This window comes from Kribbella sp. NPDC026611 (genome assembly GCF_040638345.1).
GTDB lineage: Bacteria > Actinomycetota > Actinomycetes > Propionibacteriales > Kribbellaceae > Kribbella.
Map to the genome: position 1 here is coordinate 246,801 of NZ_JBEZYC010000006.1, position 24,941 is coordinate 271,741.

Below are 24,941 nucleotides of genomic sequence, written 5' to 3' on the forward strand. Positions count from 1 at the left end.
CTCCGGGCTGACGTTCGCGCGGTTCTTTCCGAGGAGGGTTGTGACCAACAGGAACAACCCCCTCGGAAAGGACAACCGGACATGTCGGCCATCATTGGAATCCTCATCGGAGTGCTGGTTCTGGTGCGCGTCATCGGCCGGCAGGTGACCGGTTCGCTCGTCACCCAGAAGTCGCTCGTTGTGATGCCCGCGATCCTGCTCGGCGTTGGTGTCTTCAGCCTGACCACCGCCGTCAAGGGCGTCTCCGCCGGCGAGCTGGGGCTCTTCGCACTCGACGCGGTCGTGCTCGTCGGGCTCGGCTTCGCCCGCGGTGCGAGCGTCCGCCTCACCCAGACCCCGCAGGGCCTGTACCAGAAGGGCACCGCCGCGACCCTCTGCCTTTGGCTGGTGACGATCGGGCTGCGCGTCGCCGCGGCGTTCGGCTCGGCCGCGCTCTTCCCACACAGCCACTTCAGCCAGAGCGTGCTGGCGCTGACCATCGGTCTCACCATCGGCTCGCAGAACCTGATGATCTACCGCCGCTCGCTCGCGATGCACGCCCCGCTCGCCAGTCAGCGGGCATGATGAACCCATGAGTCTGCTGCTCGAGGACCGGTCGCACCGCTGGCCGGTCCTCGGCATCGCGTTGCGGGCCGTGCCCGCGGTACTGGTCGTCGTCACCGTCGTGGTCGCGGCCGGGAGGCCGCACGGCGACCAGCGCTTCCCGTACGGCGTGATCGTCGCGCTCGGCCTCGTCGTTGTCGTCAGCAACCTTCCGCTGCTCCGGCTGGAGTACGGCGTCCCGCTGGCCGGCCCCAAGTTGGCCGCACTCGTGGTGTACGCGGTCGCCGGCAGCCTGCTCTGGTACGCGCTGCCGAACAGCCCGCTGCTCGTGCTGCCGTTCCTGGCCGCCCGGATCGCGGTTCGTTTCCACAGCCCGGGGTGGGCGGAGTGGGCGATCGTCGGGCTCGGGCTGCTCGGCGGGGCGATTCCGATCTACCTTCGCTCGCACTCGGTGGTCGGGGTTCTCGGAGCGCTGGCCGCCGTGCTCGCGATCGTGCTCGCCTCGGCCAATCGCCGGAATCGCGAGGAGCGGTTGGAGGCTCTCGAGGTCTCGCTGGCGCGTAAGCAGGCGGCGATCGAGGAGCACGGGCGGGCGGCGGCGCTGGCTGAGCGGGCGCGGATCGCTCGCGACGTCCACGACGTACTCGCGCACTCCTTGGCCGGGTTGTCGCTCAGTCTGCAGGGCGCGCGGTTGATGCTGGTCCGGGACGGCGCGTCGGCGGAGGCGATCGAGCAGGTGACGCGGGCGCAGGGGCTCGCGGCGGAGGGGTTGGCCGAGGCGCGGCGGGCGGTGGCGGCGCTGCGGGAGGACGCGGTTCCCGACGTACGGGCGCTAGGGGATCTGGTGACGACGTACCGGTTGGAGACTGGCGCGCCGGCGTCGTTCGAGGTGGAGGGCACTGAGCGGGAGGTGCCGGCGGAGGTGATGACGACGCTGTACCGGACTGTGCAGGAGGCGTTGTCGAACACGCGGAAGCATGCGACGGGTGCGCCGGTGGAGGTGCGGCTGGTGTACGGCGACGACGTACGGCTGACCGTCGAGGACCGGCCGGGCCGGCGTCCGGGCCGGGCGACGCCCGGGGGATATGGTCTGGTCGGGATGCGGGAACGGGCTGATCTGGTCGGCGGCACCCTGAACGCCGGACCGACCGACGAAGGCTGGCGAGTGGAGTTGAGGGTGCCGGTATGAGCGTGCGAGTGGTGGTGGCTGACGACCAGACTGTGGTCCGCGACGGTCTGGTCACCTTGCTGAAGCTGCTGCCCGGGATCGAGGTGATTGCGGCGGCGTCCGACGGCGAGGAGGCCGTTCAGTTGGTCGCCGAGCACCAGCCGGACGTGCTGCTGGTCGACCTGCGGATGCCGCGCTGCGACGGTGTCGAGGCGACGCGACGGGTGCGGACGGAGTACCCGGGGACCGAGGTCGTCGTGCTCACGACGTACAGCGACGACGACTCGGTGCTTTCCGCGCTGCGTGCCGGCGCCCGCGGCTTCCTCACCAAGGACGCCGACGCCGAGTCCATCGGCCGAGCCATCCAAGCAGCCGCGGCCGGGCAGGCGATCGTCGACGCCGAGGTCCAACGCCGCCTCATCGAAGGCGCGACCTCCGTGAAGCCGGCTCGAACCACCGAGTCAGGCCTCACTCCCCGGGAGATCGAGGTACTCCGCCTCATCGCCGAAGGCCTCTCCAACACCGAGATCGCCCGCCACCTGGTCGTCAGCGAAGCCACGGTCAAAACCCACATCAACCACCTCTTCGCCAAGGCCAACCTCCGCGACCGAGCCCAAGCAGTCGCCTACGCCTACCGCCTCGGCCTCGCCTGACGAACCGCGTCCAGCAACAGATCCAGGTGCCCGCGGTGCTGCGCGGTCTCCTCGATCATGTGCAGGTAGATCCACCGCAGACTGACGAACTCCCCGCCGAACGACCCCCGCACCGCCGGCACGTCCAGCGACTCGACCCGCCCGGCAGTCTCCCGACTCGCCGCGCACGCCCTCCGGTAGAGCTCAGCCAGCTCCGCCGGAGAGTCGTCGGCCGCCGAGTGGAACTCCCAGTCCGGATCCTCGTCGAACGGCGCCGACAACCACGGCTCGGCGGACGGTACGTCGAGCAGCTTGTGGCTGAACCACAGGTCCTCCACCGCGGCCAGGTGTTTCACGATCCCGCCGACGGTCAGGTCCGTTGCCGGGAGCACCCGGGCGGCCGCCTCGGTGGCGTCCACCTCGGCGAGTGATCGCAGGACGGCCGCGCGGTGAAAGTCGAGGAACTGTTCCAGCGACTGGCGCTCGCCGGCCGAGACATTCGGGTAGTCGTTCACGGTTCACAGTGTGGGTGTTCATGCGACCGGGTTGCATCTGGGGGTGTGGCGGCGTTTACTGGCGAATCGTGAGGCGGATGGATGTCACGGGGCGTGAGAAGGCGTCGATCGCAGGGATGGCGGCGTTCGTGCTGCTGTTGCACCTGGTCGGGTGGGGAGTGCTGGCGCTGGTCGTGGCGCCTCGGCATTACCTGCTGGGATCGGCCGGGGTGTTCGGGGTCGGGCTGGGGGTGACGGCGTACACGCTGGGGATGCGGCACGCGTTCGACGCCGACCACATCGCGGCGATCGACAACACCACCCGGAAGCTGATGGCCGACGGACGCAGGCCGTTGTCGGTGGGGTTCTGGTTCTCGCTGGGGCACTCGTCCGTGGTGTTCGGGCTCTGCTTCCTGCTGGGGATCGGCGTCCGGACCTTGGCCGGGCAGGTGGCGGATGACTCGTCGCGGCTGCAGGACGTCACCGGTGTGGTCGGTACGGCGGTCTCCGGAGTCTTCCTCTACCTGATCGCGATCCTCAACCTGGCGGTCCTGGTCGGCGTGCTGAAGGTGTTCCGCCGGATGCGGACCGGCGAGTTCGACGAGGTCTCGCTCGAGGCGCAACTGAACAAGCGCGGCTTCCTCAACCGCATCCTCTCCGGCGTCACCAAGGCCGTCACCCGCCCGTGGCAGATGTACCCGGTCGGTCTCCTCTTCGGCCTCGGTTTCGACACCGCGACCGAGGTCAGCCTGCTGGTGCTCGCCGGCGGGGCGGCCGCGTTCAGCCTGCCGTGGTACGCCGTGCTCACCCTGCCGATCCTGTTCGCCGCCGGGATGAGCCTGCTCGACACCATCGACGGCTGCCTGATGAACTTCGCCTACGGCTGGGCGTTCGCGAAACCGGTCCGCAAGGTCTACTACAACATCACGATCACCGGCCTCTCGGTCGCGGTCGCGCTGGTGATCGGCAGCATCGAGCTGATCTCGATCCTGACCGACAAGCTGCACATCGAGCACGGCCCGCTGGCCGCGATCGCCGCGGTCGACCTGAACTACGTCGGCTACGCGATCGTCGGCCTGTTCGTCGTCACCTGGCTCGGCGCGCACGTGGTCTGGAAGTACGGCCGGATCGAAGAGAAGTGGACCACTCGCTGACGGTGCCGCTTGCCGGTCGGTGAGCGGTCCACTACCGTGAACATATGAAGAGTTCTGCAGATGTGCAGCAGCTCGACTCCTGCAACGTCCGGCTGGTCGACCCGGAGCGGGTGGCGAGCGTGCACGCTCGGATGCCCGCGGCCGACGGCATCGTCGACACGGCCGACGTGTTCAGCCTGCTCGGCGACCCGCGGCGGCTCAAGCTGCTGGTCGCGTTGCTGGACGGCGAGCTGTGCGTCTGCGACCTCGCCGCGATCACCGGCCTGAGCGAGTCCGCGACCTCGCACGCGCTGCGGCTGCTGCGCGCGCACCGCGTGGTCGCCGTACGGCGAGACGGCCGGAACGCGTTCTACCGCCTCGACGACGCACACGTCCGGATGCTGCTCGACCTCGCGGTCGCGCACACCGAACACACCGACGCCATGCATCCCGAGAAGAACGGCCAACCGCAGAAGGTGGACGCGTGAGCGCCGGCCACGGGCACGGCCACGGCGTCAGCGCGCAGGCCGACCGGAAGTACCTCAGTGGCGCCCTCGCGCTGATCGTCGGCTTCATGGCCGCCGAGGTGATCGTCGGCTTCGCGGCCGGATCGCTCGCCCTGATCACCGACGCCGCGCACATGCTCACCGACGCGATCGCGATCCTGCTCGCGCTGATCGCGATCCGGCTGGCCGCCAAACCACCGGCCGGCGGCTACACGTACGGCTTCAAGCGGGTCGAGATCCTCTCCGCTCAGGCCAACGGCATCACGCTGCTCCTGCTCGCGGCGTACTTCGTCTACGAGGCCGTCAACCGGATGATCCACCCGCCGGAGGTGAAGGGCGCGCTCGTCCTGATCACCGGTGTGGCCGGCATCGTGGTGAACCTGTTCGCCACCTGGCTGATCAGCAAGGCGAACCGCTCCAGCCTGAACGTCGAGGGCGCGTTCCAGCACATCCTGAACGACCTGTTCGCGTTCGTCGCGACCGCGCTCGCCGGTCTGGTCGTCCTGCTCACCGGCTTCGCCCGCGCCGACGCGATCGCCGCCCTCGTCGTCGCCGCGCTGATGCTCAAGGCCGGGGTTTCCCTGGTCCGCGACTCCGGCCGGATCTTCCTCGAGGCCGCGCCGGCCCGGATCGACCCGCAGGCGCTCGGCGCCGAGCTGTGCGCGGTCGAGGGCGTCGTCGAGGTCCACGACCTGCACGTCTGGGAGATCACCTCCGGCGAACCGGCCGCCTCCGCGCACATCCTGGTCGCCCAGGGCCTGGACTGTCACCAGATCCGGGTCCAGATCGAGACCTTGCTGGCCGAGCGCCACCACCTGACGCACTCGACCCTGCAGGTCGACCACGCCGATGGCGAGACGCACTGCATCGATGCCCACGGCACCGTCCACCGCTCGATCACAGCCGCTGGACGAGCACCTGACCAGGCCAATCCGGGTCATTGACCCGCGGTACGGCGAACGCCACGTCCCGCGTGAACCCCTGCTTCTCGTAGTACCCGATGAGCTCGGGGCTGGCGAAGCAGTCGACGCGGAGTAAGCCGACACCTTCGTCGCGCGCCAACTGTCGCGCGTGATCCAGCAACGTGCCCCCGATGTTGTTGCCGGCGGACGCGCGGTCGGTGACGAGCAGGCGGATGTAGAGCTCGGGCTCGGTCGCTCTGGGTACGTATTCACTCGCTGCGCCTACCGCCAGTGCGCCGACGACCCGGCCGTCGGCGTCGGCAACCCACAGGCCGCCGTCCTCGAAGAACGCGGTGATCTGGGCGACTCGACGGGGACTGGACGAATGTGGCGTCGTACCCCACTGTTCTGTCTGCCCGCGACCGACCAGCCAAACGGTCGCGTCATCCAGCAGCTTCAGGACGGCGGGTACGTCGTCCCGGTCGGCCCGGCGGATCGTCAGGTGCACGAAGTCCAGAATAAGTTGGCGACGGATGTCGAAAGGACGTCGGCGGTCTCTACCTAGGGGTGTAGAGAGGAGCTCACCGTGAGCGAGAAACTGGACAAGACCTTCACCGCGCCGTTGCTGAAGAGTGACGCCAAAGGTGGCTGGACCTACGTGAAGATGCCGGCGTCGGCGGAGTACTTCGGGACCCGCGGCCTGGTCAAGGTGCGCGGGACGATGGACGGGCACCCGTTCGAGAGCTCGTTCATGGCGCTCGGCGACGGCACCCACAAGCTGCCGGTGAAGGGTGACCTGCGGACGCTGATCGGCAAGCAGCCGGGTGACGAGGTCACCGTTCATCTGGAAGAGCGTCTCGGCTGACAGTGACTACCGGAATCCTGAGATCGCTGTCACAGCCGGTCATGTTCTGAGTAAGGACTCCGTGAAGAATCACTGCTGACCGGCCGCACGGGTGGGGTTCATCCGGCCAGGACCGTAAGTTCGGGTCGGGTGGTCCGTCGAAGTCAGGAGTGAACGAAGTGCTACGGGGCTCACGGGGCGTGCCGTCGGCATGCCCACGGACAGCGGAGCCGGGTTCCCCGTGCCGACGCTGAACAAGATTCTCGCCATCGCCGGGGCGATCCTGGTGCTCGGTGGCGTGCTGCTCGGGTTCCGGTCGGTCGCGACCGCCGGCGCCGACTGCGGCGCGCCCTTCCAGCCGGCGGCCGGCATCACGCCGATGGCGTGCGACAAGGTGCTGAACAGCGCGAGCACGCTGGTCACCATCGTGATCAGTGCCGGTGCGCTCTGCCTCGTCGCGGCCGTCGCGGTCAAGGTGGTCCGGGACAAGGCCGAGCGGGTCGGCGCCTGAATCTCGGGTGCGTTGCCCGCCCGGGTGCGGCAAGGTACGGGACGTGACGATCGAACCGTTCCACCTCGACGTGCCCGAGAGTGAGCTCGACGACCTGCGTGACCGCCTGACCCGGGTCCGCTGGCCCAGCGAGCTCCCGGGCGTCGGCTGGGCGTACGGCGTACCGCTTGGCTATCTCCAGGAGCTGGTGGAGTACTGGCTGCACGGCTACGACTGGCGTGCGGCCGAGGCCCGGCTGAACGAGTGGCCGCAGTACAAGACGGTGATCGACGGCGCGACCGTGCATTTCGCGCACCTGCCGTCGGAGCGGCCGGACGCGGTCCCGCTGGTCCTCACGCACGGCTGGCCGGGGTCGATCGTCGAGTTCACCGAGATCGCCAAGCTGCTCACCGACTTCCACCTCATCCTGCCGAGCATCCCGGGCTTCACGCTGTCCGGCCCGGTGCGCGAGTCCGGCTGGGAGTTCAAGCGGGTCGCTCGCGCCTGGACCGAGCTGGTCACCCGCCTCGGCTACCAGCGGTACGGCGTACAGGGCGGCGACTGGGGTGCGGCGATCTCCCGCGAGGTCGGCCGGATCGATGACCGGGTGATCGGCGTACACCTCAACCTCATCCCCGGTGCCGGCGCGACGGCCGAGCCGACCCCGGAGGAACTCGAGCCGCTCGACCCCGCCGAGCGCGAACGCACCTGGGCGTCCTGGCGCCGGCAGCAGACCTTCGCCAAGGACCAGCAGGGGTACGCCGATCTCCAGTCGACCCGCCCGCAGACGCTGGCATACGGCCTCACCGACTCCCCGGTCGGGCAGCTGGCCTGGATCGCGGAGAAGTTCGCCGCCTGGACGGATCCGGCGACGCCGGTCGATCGCGACGTCCTGCTGACCAACGTGATGCTCTACTGGCTGACCCGCACCGGCGGCTCGTCCGGCGCGATCTATTACGAGCGCGCGCACGCGCCGTACTGGGGTCAGCCGGCCGAGCCGTCCACGACCCCGACCGCCCTGCTCGACCTCGCGCACGAGAACTTCATCCCGCTGCGGCACAAGGTCGCGCACACCGACAACATCGTGCGCTGGACCAGCCACCCGCACGGCGGTCACTTCGCCGCGCTCGAGCAGCCGGCCGTTCTGGCCGCCGACATCCGGGCCTTCTTCGAGTCCTTGCCGGGCGCCGCGGCCTCGTAGCGCTGATCAGGTCGTCAGCACCACCTTGCCGGTGGTGCGGCGGGCGAGCAGGTCTTCGTGGGACCGTCGGACGTCCTCCAGCGGGTACTCCTGGCCGACGAGCGGGCGGAGTTTGCCGGCCGCGGTCAGGGCGAGCAGCTCGGTGAGGGGTTCGGCGTACCCGCCCGGCAGGTCCATCGCCGGGACCAGCCAGAAGCCGCCGACGGAGAGGTTGCGCCCGGCCAGGGCCTTCGTGTCGACCAGCGGCTGACCCTCGCGACTGGCGTTGCCGTAGTTGATCAGCCGTCCGAACCCGGCCAGCGACTCGATCCCCGCCGTCATGGTCGGACCTGCCGTCGAGTCGAGGACGACGTCGACGCCGCGGCCGTCGGTCGCCGTCCGGATCCGGTCCGCGTACCCGTCCGGGTCGTTGTCCACGGCAACATCCGCGCCGAGCTCGACGGCGAGCGCGCGCTTGGCCTCGGTCGACGCCGTGGCGATCACCTGGCCGGCGCCGAACTCTTTGGCGAGCTGAACGGCCAGCGAACCGACCCCGCCGGCGGCTGCGTTCACCACGACGGTCTCGCCGGGCAGCAGCCGCGCGCTGTTCCGCAGCAGGTGCCAGGCCGTCAGCCCTTGGACCAGCAACGCCAGCGCCTGCCCGTCGGTGACGCCATCGGGTACGTCGACCGCGCGGTGCGCGGCGGCGACGGCGTACTCGGCGTACCCGCCACCGCCGATCTCGAAGAGCGGGGCGAGGATCCGCCGGCCGGTGTCCGTACGGCCGACGATCTCGAGGCCGGGGACGTAGGGGAGCTGGACGCCGCCGCGGTACGACCCGTCGGTCCGGTGCGTGTCGGCGAAGTTCACGCCGGCCGCGGTGACCTCGACCAGGAGCTGGTCCGGTCCGGCGACCGGCGGGTCGACCTCTGCCGGGACGAGTACTTCGGGGCCGCCGAACTCGGTGACCTGGATCGCGCGCATCTCGATGTCCGTCCGTTCTGATGGGAGAACTGTGGGAGAACTAAGGTGTCGGCATGAGTTTTACCGGCTTTCCGGCCGCCGCGCTGGATTTCTACGACGATCTCGAAATGGACAACACCAAGTCCTGGTGGACGGCCCACAAGGACGTCTACGAGGAGTCGGTGCGGGCGCCGATGGCGGCGCTGCTGGCGGAGCTGGAGGAGGAGTTCGGTACGGCGAAGATGTTCCGGCCGTACCGCGACGTGCGGTTCGCCAAGGACAAGACGCCGTACAAGACCCACCAGGGCGCGTATGTCGCGGTCGCGCCGTCGACCGGGTGGTATGTCCAGGTGTCGGCACCCGGGGTGCGGGTCGGGGCCGGGTTCTACGACGCGACGAGCGACCGGCTGGCCCGGATCCGGACCGCGATCGACGAGGACCGCCGCGGCAAGCAGCTGGAGAAGCTGCTCGCGCAGCTCACCAAGGCCGGCTGGACAGTCGGCGGCGAGAAGCTGAAGACCACCCCGCGCGGGTACGACGCCGACCACCCGCGGATCGACCTGCTCCGGCACAAGTCGCTCTCGGTCGGCAAGAACTACGGCTTCGAACCGGTGATCCACACCGCCGAGCTGACCGAGCAGATCCGGGCCGACTGGCGCGCAACCAAGCCCCTGATCACCTGGCTGACCGACAACAGTTAGTGTCCCGAACCTCCGACTCAGGACACTAGTCGCGCTCGTACTCCTTGCGGAGATTCAGGAGGATGTCGGGCGTCCGGTTCGGCGGTGCGGCCACGACGCACAGTGCTTCCATGGCGGCCGTGTACTGGTCGAGGTCGTCCAAGCGGTCCAGGTAGAGCGCGCTGGTCAGGTGCTCGATGTACACGACGTCCGGCAGGTCGCGCTCCGGGAACCGGAGGATGCTGTAGGCGCCACCGTTGGACGCGTGGCCGCCGGACTTGAACTCGGCGACCTGGATCGTGACGTTCGGCTGCTGGCTGGCCTCGATCAGGCGGTCGAGCTGGTTGATCATCGCCTTCACCCCGCCAACCGGCCGGCGCAGGGCGGCTTCGTCCACCACGGCCCACAGGCGGAGCCCGTTCGGCCGGGTCAGGACGTTCTGACGCTTGAGCCGCAGGTCGACCCGGCGCTCGACCTCTTCGGCCGGGATCAGTCCGCGGCCGAGCTGAACCGCCGCGCGGATGTAGTCCTCGGTCTGCAGCAGACCCGGGACGAACTGCAGTTCGTACGTACGGATCATCGAAGCAGCGGCCTCGAGCCCCAGATAGGAGTGGAACCAGCTCGGCAGGACGTCGCCGTACCGGTGCCACCAGCCCGGGTTGTTCGCCTCGCGGGCGAGGGCGAGCAGCCGCTCGCGCTCTTCGCCGTCGTCGAGGCCGTACAGATTGAGCAGGTCGCTGACGTCGCGTTCCTTGAACCCGACGCGGCCGAGCTCCATCCGGCTGACCTTGGATTCCGAGGAGCGGATCTCCCACCCGGCGTCGGAGCGGCTGATCCCGGCAGCCTCCCGCATCCGGCGCAGATGCGCTCCGAGGATGATGCGAAGCGCAGTCGGTCCGCTCTGCGCGCCCGACTCGGTCACACCCACCTCCCACGCCCCAGCGGTCTTGATCAGCGGACACCTCACCCGCAGGTGGACATCATCGCATGGTAGGCAGCGAATCTGCCGAAGTTCTTACAAAAGAGCGGCGTATCCCGACCTGCGATCACTCAGCGTCATCGTACTCGATGGAACATCGCCAAGTTTGTCAAGACATTCTAGCGGCTTGCCGCGCCGGCGAACAGCGTTCGAAGGACCCGGATCAGGCTCGGCTGAGGCGGAAACGGGGGTTCTGTGGTCTCGATATGGAAAACGTGCGGATGCACGTGCATCGGGCGCTTGCATTCGCAGCGTGCCGACGCCATGATTGATTCATGCACAGAAGGTGAGCTGGATCTCGCGAAAAGTGACATCGCGTGAATCAGCAGGCCGGACCTACAGGCCGCCGACGGCCCCCCGTCGGCCCGACTGGTTAGGGAATCCGAGTCGATGAACGACGACGACAGTGGAGCAGCTGAGCTGGCCGGCGGCCGCGCGCCCGAAGAGCTGACCGAGCGGGAGATCCAGGAGCTGGTCGCACGGTGCCCGGAGCAGCAGCGCTGGGCTTTCGAGGGCTGGCTGCGCGGTGTGCGCCAACTCGACGGCGACCCGATGGTGAGCCCGGCCCCATGACGACCGACAGAGCAGCAGGAGGACGGAAAATGGTGCGGATCTGGCTGGGTGACCACCTGATCGCCGAGTACGTCGCCGAGCCGGACCGCGCCTCGCGGTACCAGCGGGTGATGACGCCGAAGTTCACCGGATTGCGTATCACGGTGGACAACGCGGCGACCGGCAAGGCGTCGGAGCTGCCGAGCGAGCAGCTCTGGCCGCTCACCGTTCAGTAGTCCTGCCGCCGCTGCCGGCGGCACCTCCGTCCGGCACCTCGCTCTACTCAGGCCGGCCCTCGTCCGAGGGCCGGCCTTCGCTGTTCTGCACAACGTCGCACTGTCTCTACTGCTCTGTACTGCCCTGGATGAGCCCACGAAAAAGGCCCCTTCGTCACTCGCCTGGCGAAGGGGCCTTGCTTCGGGGTCCGGTACTCAGACGAGGTACTCGAACTCGCCGTCGTGGACGCCGCCCAGGAACGCTTCGATCTCGGCCTTGGTGAAGACCAGGGCGGGGCCACTGGCGAAGCGCGAGTTGCGCACCGCGACGCCACCGTCCGGCAGCTTCGCCACCTCAACACAGTTGCCGTTGGACCCACTCCGCTGACTCTTCCGCCAGCTCAGCTCGCCGTTGGAGTCGGCCGGCATGCCGTTGTAGATCGCAGTCATCAGCTGCACCTTCCGTACGTCGTTGGCATATGCACGTGCATTTGGCATTGCATTTGCATCGTACACGTTTTGGGGGCACGTGTCCGCTCCCTTACCGTCCGTGAGTTTCTTCGCTCAAACGCTCGTTGGATCGGCGTGTCCGGTCGCGATCGGTGACCAGAACCGGGCCGTGACCAAGGTGTGACGTGGGTGTGACGGGGGTCATGCATGAGATCCGGAACAGTGGGTACGACTCTCCTTGCAGGCATGACCGTGGTTCAGCGAAGTGCCACGCCGTGACAACAGTCGCGAGGTCATACCAAAATGGTCACCAGCATCATGGAGCGGGTTTCCACCCGTTGTTCCACTCCGGCCGATCGGGCCGCACGCGAAGCAGCCACTCGAGAACTGATGGAGCTCAGGGCTGCCAGCACCAACGAAAGTGAGCGGCAACAGCTGCTCGAGCAAGTGGTCGAGCTCAACCTCGACATGGCCAAGGGCATCGCGCGCCGCTTCCGCGGCCGGGGCGCCGAGGCCGACGACCTCGAACAGGTCGCCTACCTGGGGCTGGTCAAGGCAGCCCACCACTACCGCCTCGAGGCGGACACTCCGTTCATCGGCTTTGCCATCCCCACCATCCGGGGCGAGGTGAAGCGCTACTTCCGGGACTGTGCCTGGACAGTGCGGATCCCGCGCCGGCTGCAGGAGATGCAGGGCACGATCGCCGGCAAGCTGCCGGAGCTCGAGCAGCAGCTGAACCGGGAGCCGACGCCGGCCGAGATCGCCGCGCACCTCGAGGTCGAGGTGCAGGAGGTCGAGCAGGCGCTGGCCGCGAAGGGCTGTTTCAACGTGTTGTCGTTGGACCGCCCGGCCGAGGTCGACGCCGAACTGACGCTGGCCGACGTCGTTGCCGATGACGACGACGGCAGCATCGACCAGCTGGAGACGGTCGAGATGCTCGAGCCGGTGCTCGCCGGGCTCGGTGAGCGCGAACGCCGGATCCTGCAGCTGCGGTTCGTCGAGGGCTGGACCCAGTCCGAGATCGGCAACGACATCGGCGTCAGCCAGATGCAGGTCTCCCGGGTGCTCCGGAAGATCCTCGACGACCTTCGCGAGAAGCTCGACCCGATGCCGGCCGCAGCCTGAGAGTTGCCGGCGGCAACGCGGCTGTCCTGGTGGTCGACTGGTAACTACTGCCACCAGGGCAGTCGCGACTCGCTGGTCCCTGCGTCTCACCCTCGGTGCCGGGTACCGGCACAATAGGGGCTGGATGAGGGGATAGGTCGTGCTGTTGGCGTTGCGGATGTTCAAGACCGTGCCCGCGGACGCGGTCGCGGTGATTCGCGCGTACCCACCGATGGTGGTGTGCTTCGCCGCAGCGTTGACCGGCACGGCGCTGGTCTTCGACATCTTCTACCTGGTCGCCAGCCCGGGTCTCACGCTGGCGCTTGTCTATACGGTCCCGGTCCTGGCCGGGCTGATCGCGGGTCTGGTCGCGGCGGCGGACGACGTCGGCCTCGAGCGACCCGTCGTACTGCGGACCACCGGTCTCGCGATCGCCGTCGGGATCACCAACGCGATCGTGGTCGCGATGATCGCGGCGATGTCGCGCACCGACCCGTCCAACTGGGCAGCCGGTGGTCAGTCGGTGCTGTTCGCAGGCTGCTCGGTGCTCGCCGTGGCCGTCTCGATCGTTGCCTGCCGCAAGCTGATCGATGCGCTCGGCATCGAGCTCCGGACCCGGCTGCCGCACCGCCGGCCGCCCCGAAGCCCGCTCCCCGCTCCGAAGGTCGCGACCCTGCAGCCGCGGGCGAGCAAGGAGTCGGCCGCCCGTGCCAAGCCGGCACCCCCGCCACCGCCGCCTCCTCCTGTGGATGAGGAGGAGACGATCCCGGTCTTCGTGCCGCCACCGCCGAAGGTGGTCGACCTGGACGAGGCCCGCCCGGTCGTCGCGTCGGGCCCGGTCAGCTCCCACACCTCCCGCGGCCGCCGCCCGAGCACTCGCCGACCCAACAAACCCGGCCGCCGCCCGGGGACCTAACAGCTCTGATCGTCGGGCAGGCGTCCGCTCAGCAGGTAGTCGATGACCTTATTGTCGACGCAATCGTTGCCGTACTCACCGAAGATCCCATGCTTGCGGGCGTTCCGCAGGGTCAGCAGGCGGGCGCCGGTCAGGTGCTCCTGGAGTACGCCGGCATTGGCGTAGATCGCGCGCGGATCTCCGTCGGCGGCGACGATCAGCGCGGGTTCGTCGTTCGCGATCCGGGTCAGCGGCTCCTGTGGCTGCACCGGCCAGAACGCACACGGCGAGATCATCCGGACCAGCGACGCGAAGTGCGGCTCGGAGGTCCGGTGCCGCTGGATGTCCCGCCAGTACACCTCCGGATCACGCGGGACCGCTCGGTCGCCGCAGGCGATCGCGATCTGCGCGCTCACCAGTTGCGACAGCGCGGGCGACAGCAGAACGCCCAGGAACTCACCGAGCTCGGGACCCGGTTCGACCGGTCCGTTGGTCGCCTCGAGCAACGTCTGCACGAAACCGGAGTACGTCGCCCGGGCCGGATCACGGTCGTCGGCCAGCGGACCGAACAGCACCAACGGCACCGACCCGTCGTCGAGCCGGTACTGCCCGACCTGCAACCCCTTGCTCGCAGCGACCCGCTGGATCCGCTCCACCGACGCCAGCACCTGCCGCGCGCTCGCGCCCAGGTGGTACGTCGAGTTCCGCGCGGCCGCCCAGCCGGCCCACCCGCGCAGCGCGGCTTCGTTGGCCGGACCCATGTCCTTGAGCAGCTGCGGCCCGAACGTTTCCGGGTTCATCGGCCCGTCGAGCAGGACCCGATCGGTGCGGCCCGGGAACATCTGCAGGTAGACCGCGCCGAGGTACGTGCCGTAGGAGTAGCCGAGGTACGAGATCTTCCGCTCGCCGAGCGCGATCCGGACCTGTTCGATGTCGCGGGCGGTGTTCCGGGTGTTGATGTATTGCAGGAACTGCCCGGCGTTCGCCGTACAGCGCTGGGCGACGTCGGCCTGCTGCCGGGTGCCGCGGTCGAACGACGCCCGGGTCGCGCCACCCGCCCACGGCCAGGCGGCGATCGAGAGCTTGCAGTCGATCGGCGTACTGCGGCCGACACCGCGCGGGTCGAGGCCGATCAGGTCGTACCGGGTACCGGCCGCCTTCATCTCGGCCCGCATCCGCAGCGGCATGCTCAGGCCGGGACCGCCCGGGCCGCCGTCGTTGAGCACCATCGCACCGATCCGGTCGCCGGTCGCCTTCAGCCGGGACATCGCGATCGTGATCTTCGGCCCGTACGGGCGGCTGTAGTCGAGCGGCACCTCCAGGTCGCCGCATTCGGCGCCGGCCTTGTCGAGCTCGGCCCCTTCGGCGTCGCCCGGGTTGAGCTGGCAGTGGTGCCAGTCGATCTGTGGTTCGTGGGTGGGTGTCGTGACCGGCGAGCTCAGCAGCGCCAGCGCCAGCAGCAGTTTCATCAGTCCTCCTCGAAGTCACTGTCGACGCTAGAGATCGCGGTCCGTGGGCACAGTGACTCCTGCAACCGCTGCTGGGTCGCGTTCGCGCTACCTCGGCCGAGTGGGGCACCGCGCGGCTGCGACACTGTGGTGGATCTTCGGAGGTGCGTGTGTGGGATCTGGTGGTCGTCGGGGCGGGCCCGGCGGGGGCGGCGACGGCGTTGGGCGCGTTGCGGGCGGACCCGAGTCTGTCGGTGCTGATGCTCGACCGGCACGAGTTCCCGCGCGACAAGGCCTGTGGTGACGGCATCGCGCCGCACGTGCTCGACCTGCTCGAGGAGGTCGGGGTCACCGGGATCCTCGACGACTGGACGCCGGTCCGGCGGTTCGTGCTGAACCGTGGTCCGGTCGGCGTCGACCGTCAGTTGGCGCGGCCGACCTGGGTGGTGCCGCGCGAAGTCTTCGACCAGCGGCTGGTCGCGGCGGCGCAGTCGGCCGGAGCGGATCTGGTGAAGCGCCGGGTGCGTGAGCTCGCGATCGGGCCGAGCGAGGTGACGGTCGACGACGTCAAGGCGCGGTTCGTGGTCGGCGCCGACGGCGCGCATTCCGTCGTACGGCGAGAGCTCGGGGTGAAGGCCGGTCCGGTGGCGCTGGCGATCCGCGGGTACGCGCCGACGCCTGCGGCCCGGGCGGCCAGTCAGGTGATCGCCTACGGCTCCGGACGACAGCCGTCGTATGCGTGGTCCTTCGACCGGGGCGACGGCTGGTCGAATGTCGGGTACGGCGAACTGCTCGCCGACGACCGGCCGCGGCCGACGCGCGCCGACCTGTTGGCGCAGCTGGAACGGCTGCTGCCGGGGGCGGCCGAGGGTGGTAAGTCGTGGTGGGGGCATCACCTGCCGTTGGCGGGCTGGCGGTGGCGTCCGTCGTCCGGCCCGGTCCTGTTGGCGGGCGATGCGGCCGGGCTGATCAATCCGATGACCGGTGAGGGCATCTACTACGCGGTGCTGACCGGTCTGCTCGCCGGCCGGGCCGTCGCGGACTCGCTGCGGAACGGCAGCCGCGATGCGGGTACGCCATACCGTCGGCGCGCGTCGCGGCTGTTGGCGCGGCACCTACGGGACACGTCGATCGTGGTGCAGCTCAGCCGGTCGGACCGGGTGCTCGACGCGGGGATCCGCGCGGCGGCCGCGGACCAGCGAGTGTTCGACGATGTGGTCGAGCTAGGGCTGGCTGATGGCGGGCTCACCCGGCGGATGCTGCGGTCGATCCTTCCTTAGCTTTACGCGCGTACTCCAGAGCCTCGTCGACTCGCTCGGTCGGCCAGCCGAGCTCCTTGGCCACTTGCTTGGGGTTGTGGTTCCACACGGTGGCAAGGACGACGAGGCCGTCTTCGATCACCTGGAAGCCGGTGCCGCCGGACATGTCGTCGCTGAGCCTGTGGAAGAAGTCGGCCATCGCGGTGAGACGGCGGCCGGCGGGTGTCTCCGGGCCGAGCAGCTCCGCGCCTTCGGCGGCGGTCTCGGCCCAGTTGAGGTTGGTACGGGCGCTGATGTCCCAGGCCTTGAGCCAGACGTCCTCGGCAATGATGTAGTGCTGCCGGCGGCGGTGTGGGTCCGGTTCGCGGCGGATCATGCCGACCTGGTCGAGGTAGCCGATCGCCTTCGAGATCGAGGCGGGGCTGACGTGCAGCTCGCCGACAAGGTCGGCGGCGGTGAGGCTGCGGGTCTCGGACGTGTAGAGCAGCGCGAGGACCTTCGAGGCCATCCGGGGGAGGCCGCCCTCGACCATCATCTGTGCGAACCGCTCGACGTACGCGTGCCGGTCGTCGACGGTACGAGGGGCCGACCTTGCTTCCGGACGGCTCCGCCGGGCGCGAGCGGCAGTGACGTGGTGTGCGTGGTCGGCGCGGTATCCGTGGGCGCCGCCGTTGCGGGCGACTTCGCGGGTGATCGTGGACGTCGGGCGGTCGAGCTGCCGCGCGATCTCGGCGTACCCGAGTCCATCGGCGAGGCCGGCCGCGATCTCGCGGCGGTCCTGGTGGCTGAGTCTGCCTCCGGGCATGTGTTCCTCTTTTACCGTCAGCTCATTGCAACGAGTTGCGTTCTTCGTCAGTCTCATTGCACAGAATGCCAGGTTTTGTGGGGATTTGGTTCGGTGGGAGCGGGTTGGTTGGTTGCCAGTTGGGTGAACGCAACCTAGTTTTCCGGTCATGGTGCTGACGGTGGACGGGTTACGGATGCGGTACGGCGAGGTCGAGGTCCTGCACGACGTGTCGTTCCAGGCGCGGGCGGGCGAGGTGCTCGCCGTGCTCGGGCCGAACGGCGCGGGCAAGAGCACGACGATCGAGATCCTCGAGGGTTTCCGGCTCCGTTCGGCGGGCCGGGTCGAGGTGCTCGGCGCGGATCCGGCCGACGGCGACGAACGCTGGCGGGCGCGGCTCGGCATCGTGCTGCAGTCCTGGCGCGACCACGGCAACTGGCGGGTGGGTGAGCTGCTGCACCATCTGGGTCTGTACTACCCGGCGCCGTGGGACGCGGCGGAGTTGCTGCGCACGGTCGGGCTGTCCGCGCACGCCGGCCAGAAGATCAAGACGCTGTCCGGCGGTCAGCGGCGGCGGCTCGACGTGGCGATCGGGATCGTCGGCCGGCCCGAGGTGCTGTTCCTGGACGAGCCGACGACCGGGTTCGACCCGGAGGCGCGGCACGAGTTCCACGAGCTGGTCGCCGGGCTCGACACCACGATCCTGCTCACCACGCACGACCTGGACGAGGCGAGCAAGCTGGCGGACCGGATCCTCGTGCTGTCCTCGGGGCGCGTCGTCGCAGCCGGGACGACGGCCGAGCTGACCGCGCTGATCGCGGGGGAGGACGAGGTGCGATGGAGTGTCGCCGGGCAGGTGTTCCGGCGGTCTGTTGCCGACTCCACCGGGTTCGTGCGCGGGCTGTTCGCGACGTACGGCTCGGCGGTGCGGGATCTCGAGGTACGGCGCGCCTCGCTGGAAGACGCCTATCTGGCGTTGATGCGCCGATGAACGTGGTGCAAGTGGGCTTGCGGCGTGGGGTGATCGAGCTGCGGCAGTCGTTCATGAACGGGCCCGAGCTGGTGAGCCATTTCCTCTGGCCGGTCTTGATGCTCGTCGCGCTGTTCTTCCTCCGGCACCGCGACTTCGGGTCGACCGGGCTGTTGCTCGGGGCGCTCGCGTTGCCGAGCATCCTCGGCATGAATGCGGCGATGGGCATGGTCAGCATGAGCCAGCAGCTCACCGCGGACCGGGAGGACGGCACGCTGCTGCGGGCCAAGGCGATCCCGCGCGGGATGACCGGCTACCTCGTCGGGAAGGTCGTGTCGGTCGCCGGCGGATTGTTGGTCGACCTGATGATTCTGCTGATCCCAGGGTTGTTCCTGGTCGGCGGGCTGTCGGCTCACTGGTTCACGCTGCTGTGGGTCCTGCTGCTCGGCCTGGTGGCGACGATGCCGCTCGGCGCAGTGCTGGGCTCGGTGTTCAGCACAGCGCGGTCGCAGGGGTTTGTGCAGTTGCTGATGCTCGCGTTGATCGCGGTGTCCGGGATCTTCTACCCACTGACGGCGCTGCCCGGCTGGCTGGCGTGGATCGGTCAGCTGACACCGATCTACTGGCTGGGCCTGGGGATGCGGTCCGCCTTGCTGCCGTCCGGTGCGGCGGTGGTCGAGGTGGGCGAGTCGTGGCGGCAGTGGGAGACGGCCGGCGTACTCGGGCTGTGGGCGGTGGTGGGGTTGCTGCTCGCTCCCGTCGTACTCCGGCGGATGGCGCGCCGCGAATCCGGCTCGAAGGTCGCGGAGCGTCGAGAGCGGGCGTTGCGCCGTACCGTCTGAGGCCCTTTGACAGGTTCGTGACAGGGGGTGTGACCGGGCGGCGTCCTTAACCTCGTCGGCAGGTGCGTGCAGAGGACGGGGTTCAGGATGAAGTGGAAGATCCAGGTCGACCAGGTCAGGACCGTGCTGCTGGCCACGGCCGACAAGGCGGGCGGGCTCGAGCCGGTCGCGAAGGAGTACGCCGACTACGCGGAGCGCGCCGTACGGCAGTCACAGGCGACGCTCGTCGGCCAGGCGGTGGCCGACTTCCTCACGCACTACCAGGACGCTTGGCGGGACTTCTCCGACCAGGTGAATGCCTCGCTGGCCGGGGCCCGGGACGCGACGATGGCGTACGTCCACGGGCAGGAGGAGATGGCGCTCAACGCGCAACGGGCGGCGGGAGACGCGCCGGCCAAGCGGCGGGCGGCGGAGGCCAAGGCGATCGCGGACAACGATGCCCGTCAGCGGCGTAAGTACGTGGAGTGAGCCGTGTTCGACCCTGACGGCGTACCGGACTTCTTCCCGGGGACCAGCCCCGACGTGCTGGCGTACACGGGTCACGAGGTGACCCGGATCGGTGCCGCGATCCGCACCGTCGGGTGCGACGTGACGGAGTCGTTCGAGAAGCTGTCCGGCTGCTACGAGGCGCCCGAAGCGTCCCTGCTGATCACCTCGATCCGGCCGGCGTACATCAACGTCTACGACTTCGCGACCGATGTCGAGGCGCTGGGTGAGGCGCTCGAGGGCTTCGCGAACGAGATGAAGGCGCCGTTCGAGCAACTGCAGGACCTGTTGGTGAAGGCGCGCGCCTTCCTGGCCAACTGCAAGGCGCTGGAACGCGGCGGCGAGGAGTGGCAGGAGAACAAGGACCTCGTCAAGGAGGAGAACGGCTACCACCTCCGAACCGGTCAGCTGGTCAAGCAAATGATGGACATCCAGGTCGCGTACGCCAACAAGATCGAGGCGCTGGTCGGCGGGCAGGGGTGGTGGCCGGACAGCTACACGCGACGCGGCAAGCTCGGCATCGGCGGGCGGCGGATGGTCAGCGGCGACGGCCCCTCCGGTCCGCCGCCGCCGTGGGGTGAACCGGAGGAGTGGGACGCCCCGTGGTACGTCGACCTCGGCAACGCCGGCCTCGGCGTACTCGACTTCGTCACCACGATCACCGGTATCCAGTGGGCGGCGCACGAGACCGGCTGGACCTGGGACGACGACCTCACCCACTGGGCCTTCGGTCATGCACCGCGCGACTTCCACCAGTCGGTCGACTTCGTGGCGGACGCCGCGATCCAGATCTGCGAGGACGGGGCGATGCTGGTCGGCAAGATCCCCGGCATCCACGAGCTCCTCCCCGCCGACCTCCGCCAGGCCGTCGACAGCCGCTGGGACGCCACCTGGGACGAGATCGAGCACGACTGGCAGAAGGGCAACACGTTCGGCGCGGTGATGGGCGTGGTCGGCCTCGTCCCGATCGGCCTCACCAAGGTCGCCGGCGCCGCCTCCAAAGCCGGAAAGGCCGGCGGCCTCGCCGCAAAGGTCCCCGGCCTGCGCGCCCTCGGCCGAGGCGCCGACAAGTACCTCGACTTCAAGAACACCGTCCACGCCGGCATCATCACCGGCGCCCTCAAGATCCCAGTCGTAGGCACCGTCATACGCGGCTACGCCAATATCCCCGTCCTAGGCCGAGGCCTCCGAGACTTCACCGAAGCCCCCCACCTCCCCACCCCCGCCCCCCTGCCCCACTCCCACCCCCACACACCCGGCCCCCTGGACCACTCCACGACGCCCGGTACGGCGGACCACCCGACAACACCCGGTACGTCGGACCATCCAACGACGCCCGGTACGACGGACCATCCAACGACGCCCAGTACGACGGACCCCGAGCACACGCCCGGTACGACGGAGCATCAGCAGCCGAGCCAACAGACCACCCCAGCCACCCGCCAGCCAGTGGGCAACCAACTCCCACCCACTCTCCCGCCCACCGCCCCGAGCGGCCTCCCCACCACGACCCACCACCCGAGCGACCCCACCACCACCCGCCCCACCACCAACACCCGGAACAACTCCCACGACCCGCAGCAACCCAGCCCTCCCGAACAGCCCACCCCCACCCACCCAGAGCAGCCCACCACCCCCGCCCGGCAACAACACCAAGAACAACCACCCACCCACCCCGCCAACCCCACGACAAGCTCCGAGCACCCGACAACGAACCCCGAGCACCGGACGACAAGCTCCGAGCAGCAGACGACGAACTCCGAGCAGCCTGCGACACGCTCCATTCAGCCCACAGAGCCCGCGGAGGAGCACCGGACGCGTACAGCGCAGCCCACCACCCGTCGGCAAGAACACTCGGAGCAACGCCCCACGACCCCCTCCGAAGAGCACCAGCCAGCGCAGCCCGAGCAGCACCACCCATCAGAGCCGAACGAGCAGCAGCACGTCACGCACCCAACTGAACAACCGCAGACGCACCCAACCGAGCACCCCGCGCAGCCGACCAATCAGCAGCCAACCCGCGCCCGCGAACACCAGCCGACCCACCCGACCGAACCGACCCAGCAGCAGCCATCCCACCCGGCCGAACCGACGCCCACCCACCCATCCGACCCACAAACCAGCCCCACCAACCAACCACCCGTCGTACCAATGCAGCCGTACCTCCCAGGCCAGGTGACCCCCACAACCCACCCCTCAACCACCCACCCCGGAACCGGCCAGACAGCCCACCCGCCCGGCACCCACCGCCCGCCCGACGCACCTCGCTCAACACCCGCGTCGGAACCACCACCCCAACCCAGACCCATCGCAGACCGCCTAAACCCCGACCACCCGGCCCCATCCCGCGCCGACCCCTCCCGACCAGACCCCACCCGACCAGACCCCACCCGACCAGACCCCACCCGACCAGACCCCACCCGACCAGACCCCACCCGACCAGACCGCAACCGAGCAGACACCAGCCGAGCCGACGGCAACCAAGCCGACGGCGGTACGGCGGACGACAGTAGGGCGGATGGCAGCGGAGTAGACGGCAGCCGCAGCGACGGCAGCGGAGTGGATGGAAGCCGAGTGGATGGCAGCCGGGTCGAGGGTGAGCAGGTCTCCGGCGATCGGGTCGACGGGCGCCGGGCCGAAGGCGACGGACTCACGCACCCGAACCAGCCTGCAGCCGACCCGCGCCCGCGTCCGGACGACCCTGCGACCCCACGCGCAGGTTCCATCGCCGACCGGCTAAACCCCAACCGCTCCACCCCATACCGCCCCGACCCCACCCGACCGGACGGCAACCGAGCGAACACCGGCCGAGCCGACGGCAACCGAGCCGACAGCGGCGCGGCGGCCGGCGGTAGGGCAGATGGCAGCGGAGTGGATGGCAGCCGCAGCGACGGCAGCGGAGTGGACGGCAGCCGAGCGGCCGGCGGTACGGCGGATGGCAGCGGAGTGGACGGCAGCCGCAGCAACGGCAGCGGAGTGGATGGCAGCCGGGTCGAGGGTGAGCAGGTCTCCGGGGAACGGGCCGACGGGCGCCGGGCCGAAGGCGACGGACTCACGCACCCGGACCAGCGTGCCGCCGACCCGCGCCCGCGCCCCGACGACCCAGCGACCCCACGAGCCGGTTCCATCGCCGACCGGATGAACCCACAACGGCCCCCGGACCGTCCCGCCGATCGCCCGGATCACGATCCGGACCGGCCAGCTGATCGCGCCGACGAGCAGCCGGAGCGGCCCGTCAACCGCCCTGACAATCAGCAGGACCGGCCGGTCAGCCGTCCCGACGAGCAGCCGGAGCGACCCGTCAGTCGTCCCGATGAGCAGCAGGACCGGCCGGTCGAGCGTCGCGAGGATCGACCGGAGCGGCCCGCCGATCCTCCCGTGGATCAGTCGGAGCGACCCGGCGATCGCGCCGACGAGCAATCGGGGCGACCGGTCAGTCGTCCTGACGAGCAGCAGGACTGGCCGGTCAATCGTCCGGACGTGCAGCACGACCGGTCGGTCGGTCGTCCCGAGGATCGGTCGGAGCGGCGCGGCGATCGCCCCGACGATCACCAGGACCGGCCCGGTGAGCGATCCGTCGATCAGCAGGAGCGGGCTGCTGCTCGGCGTGACGATCGGTCGGATGGGGCTAGCGACGCCTCGCGCGATGGTGTGGGGCGGCGCGGCGTACCGGATGATGCCGGGCATCGCGGCGATCCGGGGACGGCTGCGTCGCGGCACGAATCGGGTCAGGGCGAGCACGAGCGAGCGGGTGGGCGGGGCGCGGAGGTGGTGGATGATCCGTTGGCCAAGGTGTACGCGAATCACCGTGGGGACGACGATCTGCCGCGGACTCCCGAGCAGCTCGGGTTTGCACCGGCGGATCGGCCTCGGGCGGCTGACCCGGTGGCGTTGCGGCGTACGGCGGACGAAGCGCGCGAGTTCGCGCGGGTCGTGCCGGACGAGCTGAAGCCGTCTGTCCGGGCGATGACGGGGAGCAGCTACGGGCCGGTCAACCGTGCGATGCACAGCGGGCACAAACTCGAGGACCTGGCCAAGCTCAAGGACACGCACCCGCAGCTCGGCCTCACCGAGGACAGCGTCAAGATGGCACACGACGTACGCAAGGTGACGGACCTCGCCAATCAGCAGCTGAGTCGTGCGCCGCAGCTCGTGCACCGCGGCGTACGCCTGCCGCGGCATCTCCGGCCGGCGGACCTCGAGCGGTGGGTCGCCGAGGAGTACCCGATCGGCGAGGTCAAGGTCGTACACGGGATGCAGCACACCACGGTCGACCCAGCGGTCGCGTCGGACTTCGCGCACGAGAACCAGCGAGCCGGGGTGGTCTGGGAAATCCTGACCAGCAAGGGCGCGCCGGTCGGGTCGCTGAGTGGGCTGGAGCACTCCGAAGGTGAACTGCTCCAGCCGGACGGGCGCCGGTACGTGCCGGTCGGGATCAGCCGCAACGTCAAGTTCGACCTGCGCTGGGAGCCGGGCAGCCACCGCCGTCAACGCGAGGAGATCGTCATCCACCTGGTCGACGTGGAGGACTTCCCCCACCTCGACCCGGTCAACGCGGCGGAGCCCCGGCACACCGGCAGCACTCACCCAGTCCCCCACGACCCGATCAACCTCGAGAACCTCGCACCCCCCAACCCCACCCAGCGCATCCACCACGCCTCGCCCACTGACGCGGTACGACGCGAGCACGATCCGTCGGCGGACGACACGCAGCGGATTCCACGGGAGCAGGTGCGGCAGGAGTCGAGTGGGGTACGGCGTGAGCACGATCCGTCGGCGGGGGAGACACAGCGGATTCCCCGGGAGGAGGTGCGCCGGCCGGACACGGGCGGAGTACGGCGTGAGCAGGACCCGTCGGCGGAGGACACGCAGCGGATTCCACGGGAACAGGTGCGGCAGGCGGATGCGGGCGGGGTACGGCGTGAGCACGAGCCGTCCGCGGGGAAGACGCAGCGGATGTCGCGGGAACACTTGCCGCAGGAGACGGGTGGGGTGCGGCATGGGCAGGATCCGTCGGCGGAGGAGACGCAGCGGGATCCGCGGGAGGAGGTGCGGCAGGCGGAGGCGGGTGAGGTACGAGGTGGGCTGGATCCGTCGGCGGGGGATACGCAGCGGGTTCCGCGGGAGCGGGTGCGCCAGCCGGAGGCGGGTGGGGTGAGGCACGAGCACGATCCGTCCGCGGGGGAGACGCAGCGAGTTCCCCGGGAACACCTGCAGCAGGGGACGGGTGGGGTGCGGCATGGGCAGGATCCGTCGGCGGGGGATACGCAGCGGGTTCCGCGGGAGCAGGTGCGGCAGGCGGAGGCGGGTGGGGTACGAGGTGGGCTGGATCCGTCGGCGGGGGATACGCAGCGGGTTCCGCGGGAGCAGGTGCGGCAGGCGGAGGCGGGTGGGGTACGAGGTGGGCTGGATCCGTCGGCGG

General features: G+C 69.5%; 25 protein-coding genes and 1 pseudogene. 19 read left to right on the forward strand and 7 right to left on the reverse strand.

What is annotated here, in order from left to right:
• Positions 1-81: 81 nt before the first annotated feature.
• From AB0E69_RS25450 to AB0E69_RS25460, 3 genes are read left to right on the forward strand one after another with little or no spacing between them, the layout of a single operon-like run.
• On the forward strand, positions 82-564 hold the full coding sequence (locus AB0E69_RS25450; RefSeq protein WP_360150818.1) for a hypothetical protein: 483 nt from the start codon (positions 82-84) through the stop codon (positions 562-564).
• Between the two features lie 7 nt (positions 565-571).
• The gene (locus AB0E69_RS25455) at positions 572-1,732 is read left to right on the forward strand and encodes a histidine kinase (RefSeq protein WP_360150821.1); all 1,161 of its coding nucleotides are present in this window, start codon (positions 572-574) and stop codon (positions 1,730-1,732) included.
• Entirely contained in the window at positions 1,729-2,364 is a 636-nt protein-coding gene (locus AB0E69_RS25460; protein ID WP_360150824.1) for a response regulator transcription factor, read from the forward strand. Before AB0E69_RS25455 ends, AB0E69_RS25460 begins: the two co-directional genes overlap by 4 nt.
• Here AB0E69_RS25460 and AB0E69_RS25465 read toward each other — a convergent pair.
• Positions 2,343-2,858: a DinB family protein gene (locus AB0E69_RS25465; RefSeq protein WP_360150827.1), complete on the reverse strand. Its 516-nt coding sequence runs from the start codon at positions 2,856-2,858 to the stop codon at positions 2,343-2,345. The genes AB0E69_RS25460 and AB0E69_RS25465 overlap by 22 nt on opposite strands.
• A 77-nt stretch (positions 2,859-2,935) precedes the next feature.
• Here AB0E69_RS25465 and AB0E69_RS25470 point away from each other — a divergent pair, with 77 nt between their 5' ends.
• Genes AB0E69_RS25470 through AB0E69_RS25480 form a run of 3 tightly spaced genes read left to right on the forward strand, consistent with a single transcriptional unit; the run spans position 2,936 to position 5,420 of the window.
• Positions 2,936-3,991 carry a HoxN/HupN/NixA family nickel/cobalt transporter gene (locus tag AB0E69_RS25470; RefSeq protein WP_360150830.1) on the forward strand — a complete coding sequence of 352 codons (1,056 nt, stop codon included), beginning with the start codon at positions 2,936-2,938 and terminating at the stop codon, positions 3,989-3,991.
• 44 nt (positions 3,992-4,035) lie between these two features.
• Positions 4,036-4,458: a metalloregulator ArsR/SmtB family transcription factor gene (locus AB0E69_RS25475; RefSeq protein WP_360150833.1), complete on the forward strand. Its 423-nt coding sequence runs from the start codon at positions 4,036-4,038 to the stop codon at positions 4,456-4,458.
• The gene (locus AB0E69_RS25480) at positions 4,455-5,420 is read left to right on the forward strand and encodes a cation diffusion facilitator family transporter (RefSeq protein WP_360150836.1); all 966 of its coding nucleotides are present in this window, start codon (positions 4,455-4,457) and stop codon (positions 5,418-5,420) included. The genes AB0E69_RS25475 and AB0E69_RS25480 overlap by 4 nt, the downstream gene beginning before the upstream one ends.
• Here the strand turns inward: AB0E69_RS25480 and AB0E69_RS25485 are convergent.
• Positions 5,374-5,886, reverse strand: a complete 513-nt coding sequence (locus tag AB0E69_RS25485; protein ID WP_360150839.1) for a GNAT family N-acetyltransferase — start codon at positions 5,884-5,886, stop codon at positions 5,374-5,376. The genes AB0E69_RS25480 and AB0E69_RS25485 overlap by 47 nt on opposite strands.
• Positions 5,887-5,964: 78 nt before the next feature.
• Here AB0E69_RS25485 and AB0E69_RS25490 point away from each other — a divergent pair, with 78 nt between their 5' ends.
• The 3 genes from AB0E69_RS25490 (at position 5,965) to AB0E69_RS25500 (ending at position 7,913) form a co-directional block, all read left to right on the forward strand.
• Positions 5,965-6,243 (forward strand): DUF1905 domain-containing protein, encoded by a 279-nt coding sequence (locus tag AB0E69_RS25490; RefSeq protein WP_360150842.1) that lies wholly within the window; start codon positions 5,965-5,967, stop codon positions 6,241-6,243.
• A 190-nt stretch (positions 6,244-6,433) separates the two neighbouring features.
• Positions 6,434-6,733 carry a hypothetical protein gene (locus tag AB0E69_RS25495; RefSeq protein WP_360150845.1) on the forward strand — a complete coding sequence of 100 codons (300 nt, stop codon included), beginning with the start codon at positions 6,434-6,436 and terminating at the stop codon, positions 6,731-6,733.
• Between the two features lie 43 nt (positions 6,734-6,776).
• The gene (locus tag AB0E69_RS25500; RefSeq protein ID WP_360150848.1) at positions 6,777-7,913 is read left to right on the forward strand and encodes an epoxide hydrolase family protein; all 1,137 of its coding nucleotides are present in this window, start codon (positions 6,777-6,779) and stop codon (positions 7,911-7,913) included.
• 6 nt (positions 7,914-7,919) lie between these two features.
• Here AB0E69_RS25500 and AB0E69_RS25505 read toward each other — a convergent pair whose 3' ends face one another.
• Positions 7,920-8,876, reverse strand: a complete 957-nt coding sequence (locus tag AB0E69_RS25505; protein WP_360150851.1) for a zinc-binding dehydrogenase — start codon at positions 8,874-8,876, stop codon at positions 7,920-7,922.
• A gap of 53 nt (positions 8,877-8,929) precedes the next feature.
• Here AB0E69_RS25505 and AB0E69_RS25510 point away from each other — a divergent pair, with 53 nt between their 5' ends.
• Entirely contained in the window at positions 8,930-9,556 is a 627-nt protein-coding gene (locus AB0E69_RS25510) for a DUF2461 domain-containing protein (RefSeq protein WP_360150854.1), read from the forward strand.
• A gap of 25 nt (positions 9,557-9,581) precedes the next feature.
• Here AB0E69_RS25510 and AB0E69_RS25515 read toward each other — a convergent pair whose 3' ends face one another.
• Positions 9,582-10,457 (reverse strand): helix-turn-helix transcriptional regulator, encoded by an 876-nt coding sequence (locus tag AB0E69_RS25515; RefSeq protein ID WP_360150857.1) that lies wholly within the window; start codon positions 10,455-10,457, stop codon positions 9,582-9,584.
• A gap of 447 nt (positions 10,458-10,904) precedes the next feature.
• Here AB0E69_RS25515 and AB0E69_RS25520 point away from each other — a divergent pair, with 447 nt between their 5' ends.
• Both AB0E69_RS25520 and AB0E69_RS25525 read left to right on the forward strand, forming a co-directional pair.
• Positions 10,905-11,087: a hypothetical protein gene (locus AB0E69_RS25520; protein WP_360150860.1), complete on the forward strand. Its 183-nt coding sequence runs from the start codon at positions 10,905-10,907 to the stop codon at positions 11,085-11,087.
• Positions 11,084-11,302 carry a hypothetical protein gene (locus AB0E69_RS25525; RefSeq protein ID WP_355697703.1) on the forward strand — a complete coding sequence of 73 codons (219 nt, stop codon included), beginning with the start codon at positions 11,084-11,086 and terminating at the stop codon, positions 11,300-11,302. Before AB0E69_RS25520 ends, AB0E69_RS25525 begins: the two co-directional genes overlap by 4 nt.
• Positions 11,303-11,497: 195 nt before the next feature.
• On the opposite strand, the gene AB0E69_RS25530 is transcribed toward AB0E69_RS25525, so the two are convergent.
• Positions 11,498-11,731, reverse strand: coding sequence for a DUF397 domain-containing protein (locus AB0E69_RS25530; RefSeq protein WP_360150863.1), 234 nt, complete (start codon positions 11,729-11,731; stop codon positions 11,498-11,500).
• A 390-nt stretch (positions 11,732-12,121) separates the two neighbouring features.
• Between AB0E69_RS25530 and AB0E69_RS25535 the strand changes: the two genes are divergently transcribed.
• Positions 12,122-12,856: a SigB/SigF/SigG family RNA polymerase sigma factor gene (locus AB0E69_RS25535; RefSeq protein WP_360150866.1), complete on the forward strand. Its 735-nt coding sequence runs from the start codon at positions 12,122-12,124 to the stop codon at positions 12,854-12,856.
• 139 nt (positions 12,857-12,995) lie between these two features.
• Positions 12,996-13,751 carry a hypothetical protein gene (locus tag AB0E69_RS25540; protein WP_360150869.1) on the forward strand — a complete coding sequence of 252 codons (756 nt, stop codon included), beginning with the start codon at positions 12,996-12,998 and terminating at the stop codon, positions 13,749-13,751.
• Here AB0E69_RS25540 and AB0E69_RS25545 read toward each other — a convergent pair.
• Positions 13,748-15,199 carry an alpha/beta fold hydrolase gene (locus AB0E69_RS25545; RefSeq protein ID WP_360150872.1) on the reverse strand — a complete coding sequence of 484 codons (1,452 nt, stop codon included), beginning with the start codon at positions 15,197-15,199 and terminating at the stop codon, positions 13,748-13,750. The two genes, AB0E69_RS25540 and AB0E69_RS25545, sit on opposite strands and share 4 nt — an antisense overlap.
• A gap of 143 nt (positions 15,200-15,342) precedes the next feature.
• On the opposite strand from AB0E69_RS25545, the gene AB0E69_RS25550 reads away from it, so the two are divergent.
• Positions 15,343-16,458 carry a geranylgeranyl reductase family protein gene (locus tag AB0E69_RS25550; RefSeq protein WP_360150875.1) on the forward strand — a complete coding sequence of 372 codons (1,116 nt, stop codon included), beginning with the start codon at positions 15,343-15,345 and terminating at the stop codon, positions 16,456-16,458.
• Here the strand turns inward: AB0E69_RS25550 and AB0E69_RS25555 are convergent.
• Positions 16,424-17,242 carry a helix-turn-helix domain-containing protein gene (locus tag AB0E69_RS25555; RefSeq protein ID WP_360150878.1) on the reverse strand — a complete coding sequence of 273 codons (819 nt, stop codon included), beginning with the start codon at positions 17,240-17,242 and terminating at the stop codon, positions 16,424-16,426. The two genes, AB0E69_RS25550 and AB0E69_RS25555, sit on opposite strands and share 35 nt — an antisense overlap.
• 148 nt (positions 17,243-17,390) lie before the next feature.
• Here AB0E69_RS25555 and AB0E69_RS25560 point away from each other — a divergent pair, with 148 nt between their 5' ends.
• The 4 genes and pseudogenes from AB0E69_RS25560 to AB0E69_RS25575 all read left to right on the forward strand — a co-directional run.
• Complete coding sequence (locus AB0E69_RS25560) at positions 17,391-18,212, forward strand: ABC transporter ATP-binding protein (protein WP_360150881.1); 822 nt, start codon at positions 17,391-17,393, stop codon at positions 18,210-18,212.
• Positions 18,209-19,033 carry an ABC transporter permease gene (locus AB0E69_RS25565; protein WP_360150884.1) on the forward strand — a complete coding sequence of 275 codons (825 nt, stop codon included), beginning with the start codon at positions 18,209-18,211 and terminating at the stop codon, positions 19,031-19,033. The genes AB0E69_RS25560 and AB0E69_RS25565 overlap by 4 nt, the downstream gene beginning before the upstream one ends.
• A gap of 87 nt (positions 19,034-19,120) precedes the next feature.
• On the forward strand, positions 19,121-19,501 hold the full coding sequence (locus AB0E69_RS25570; RefSeq protein ID WP_360150887.1) for a DUF6507 family protein: 381 nt from the start codon (positions 19,121-19,123) through the stop codon (positions 19,499-19,501).
• 3 nt (positions 19,502-19,504) lie between these two features.
• Positions 19,505-24,941, forward strand: a pseudogene (locus AB0E69_RS25575) (hypothetical protein); the annotation flags it as partial.

Bases quoted from the DNA above. Each gene is read 5' to 3' on its own strand.
- AB0E69_RS25495 (WP_360150845.1), top strand. From the start codon at position 6,434: ATGCCCACGGACAGCGGAGCCGGGTTCCCCGTGCCGACGCTGAACAAG.
- AB0E69_RS25460 (WP_360150824.1), top strand. From the start codon at position 1,729: ATGAGCGTGCGAGTGGTGGTGGCTGACGACCAGACTGTGGTCCGCGAC.
- AB0E69_RS25560 (WP_360150881.1), top strand. From the start codon at position 17,391: ATGGTGCTGACGGTGGACGGGTTACGGATGCGGTACGGCGAGGTCGAG.
- AB0E69_RS25520 (WP_360150860.1), top strand. From the start codon at position 10,905: ATGAACGACGACGACAGTGGAGCAGCTGAGCTGGCCGGCGGCCGCGCG.
- AB0E69_RS25535 (WP_360150866.1), top strand. From the start codon at position 12,122: ATGGAGCTCAGGGCTGCCAGCACCAACGAAAGTGAGCGGCAACAGCTG.
- AB0E69_RS25505 (WP_360150851.1), bottom strand. From the start codon at position 8,876: ATGCGCGCGATCCAGGTCACCGAGTTCGGCGGCCCCGAAGTACTCGTC.
- AB0E69_RS25510 (WP_360150854.1), top strand. From the start codon at position 8,930: ATGAGTTTTACCGGCTTTCCGGCCGCCGCGCTGGATTTCTACGACGAT.
- AB0E69_RS25455 (WP_360150821.1), top strand. From the start codon at position 572: ATGAGTCTGCTGCTCGAGGACCGGTCGCACCGCTGGCCGGTCCTCGGC.
- AB0E69_RS25525 (WP_355697703.1), top strand. From the start codon at position 11,084: ATGACGACCGACAGAGCAGCAGGAGGACGGAAAATGGTGCGGATCTGG.
- AB0E69_RS25570 (WP_360150887.1), top strand. From the start codon at position 19,121: ATGAAGTGGAAGATCCAGGTCGACCAGGTCAGGACCGTGCTGCTGGCC.
- AB0E69_RS25555 (WP_360150878.1), bottom strand. From the start codon at position 17,242: ATGCCCGGAGGCAGACTCAGCCACCAGGACCGCCGCGAGATCGCGGCC.
- AB0E69_RS25530 (WP_360150863.1), bottom strand. From the start codon at position 11,731: ATGACTGCGATCTACAACGGCATGCCGGCCGACTCCAACGGCGAGCTG.
- AB0E69_RS25470 (WP_360150830.1), top strand. From the start codon at position 2,936: ATGGATGTCACGGGGCGTGAGAAGGCGTCGATCGCAGGGATGGCGGCG.
- AB0E69_RS25565 (WP_360150884.1), top strand. From the start codon at position 18,209: ATGAACGTGGTGCAAGTGGGCTTGCGGCGTGGGGTGATCGAGCTGCGG.
- AB0E69_RS25545 (WP_360150872.1), bottom strand. From the start codon at position 15,199: ATGAAACTGCTGCTGGCGCTGGCGCTGCTGAGCTCGCCGGTCACGACA.
- AB0E69_RS25475 (WP_360150833.1), top strand. From the start codon at position 4,036: ATGAAGAGTTCTGCAGATGTGCAGCAGCTCGACTCCTGCAACGTCCGG.
- AB0E69_RS25450 (WP_360150818.1), top strand. From the start codon at position 82: ATGTCGGCCATCATTGGAATCCTCATCGGAGTGCTGGTTCTGGTGCGC.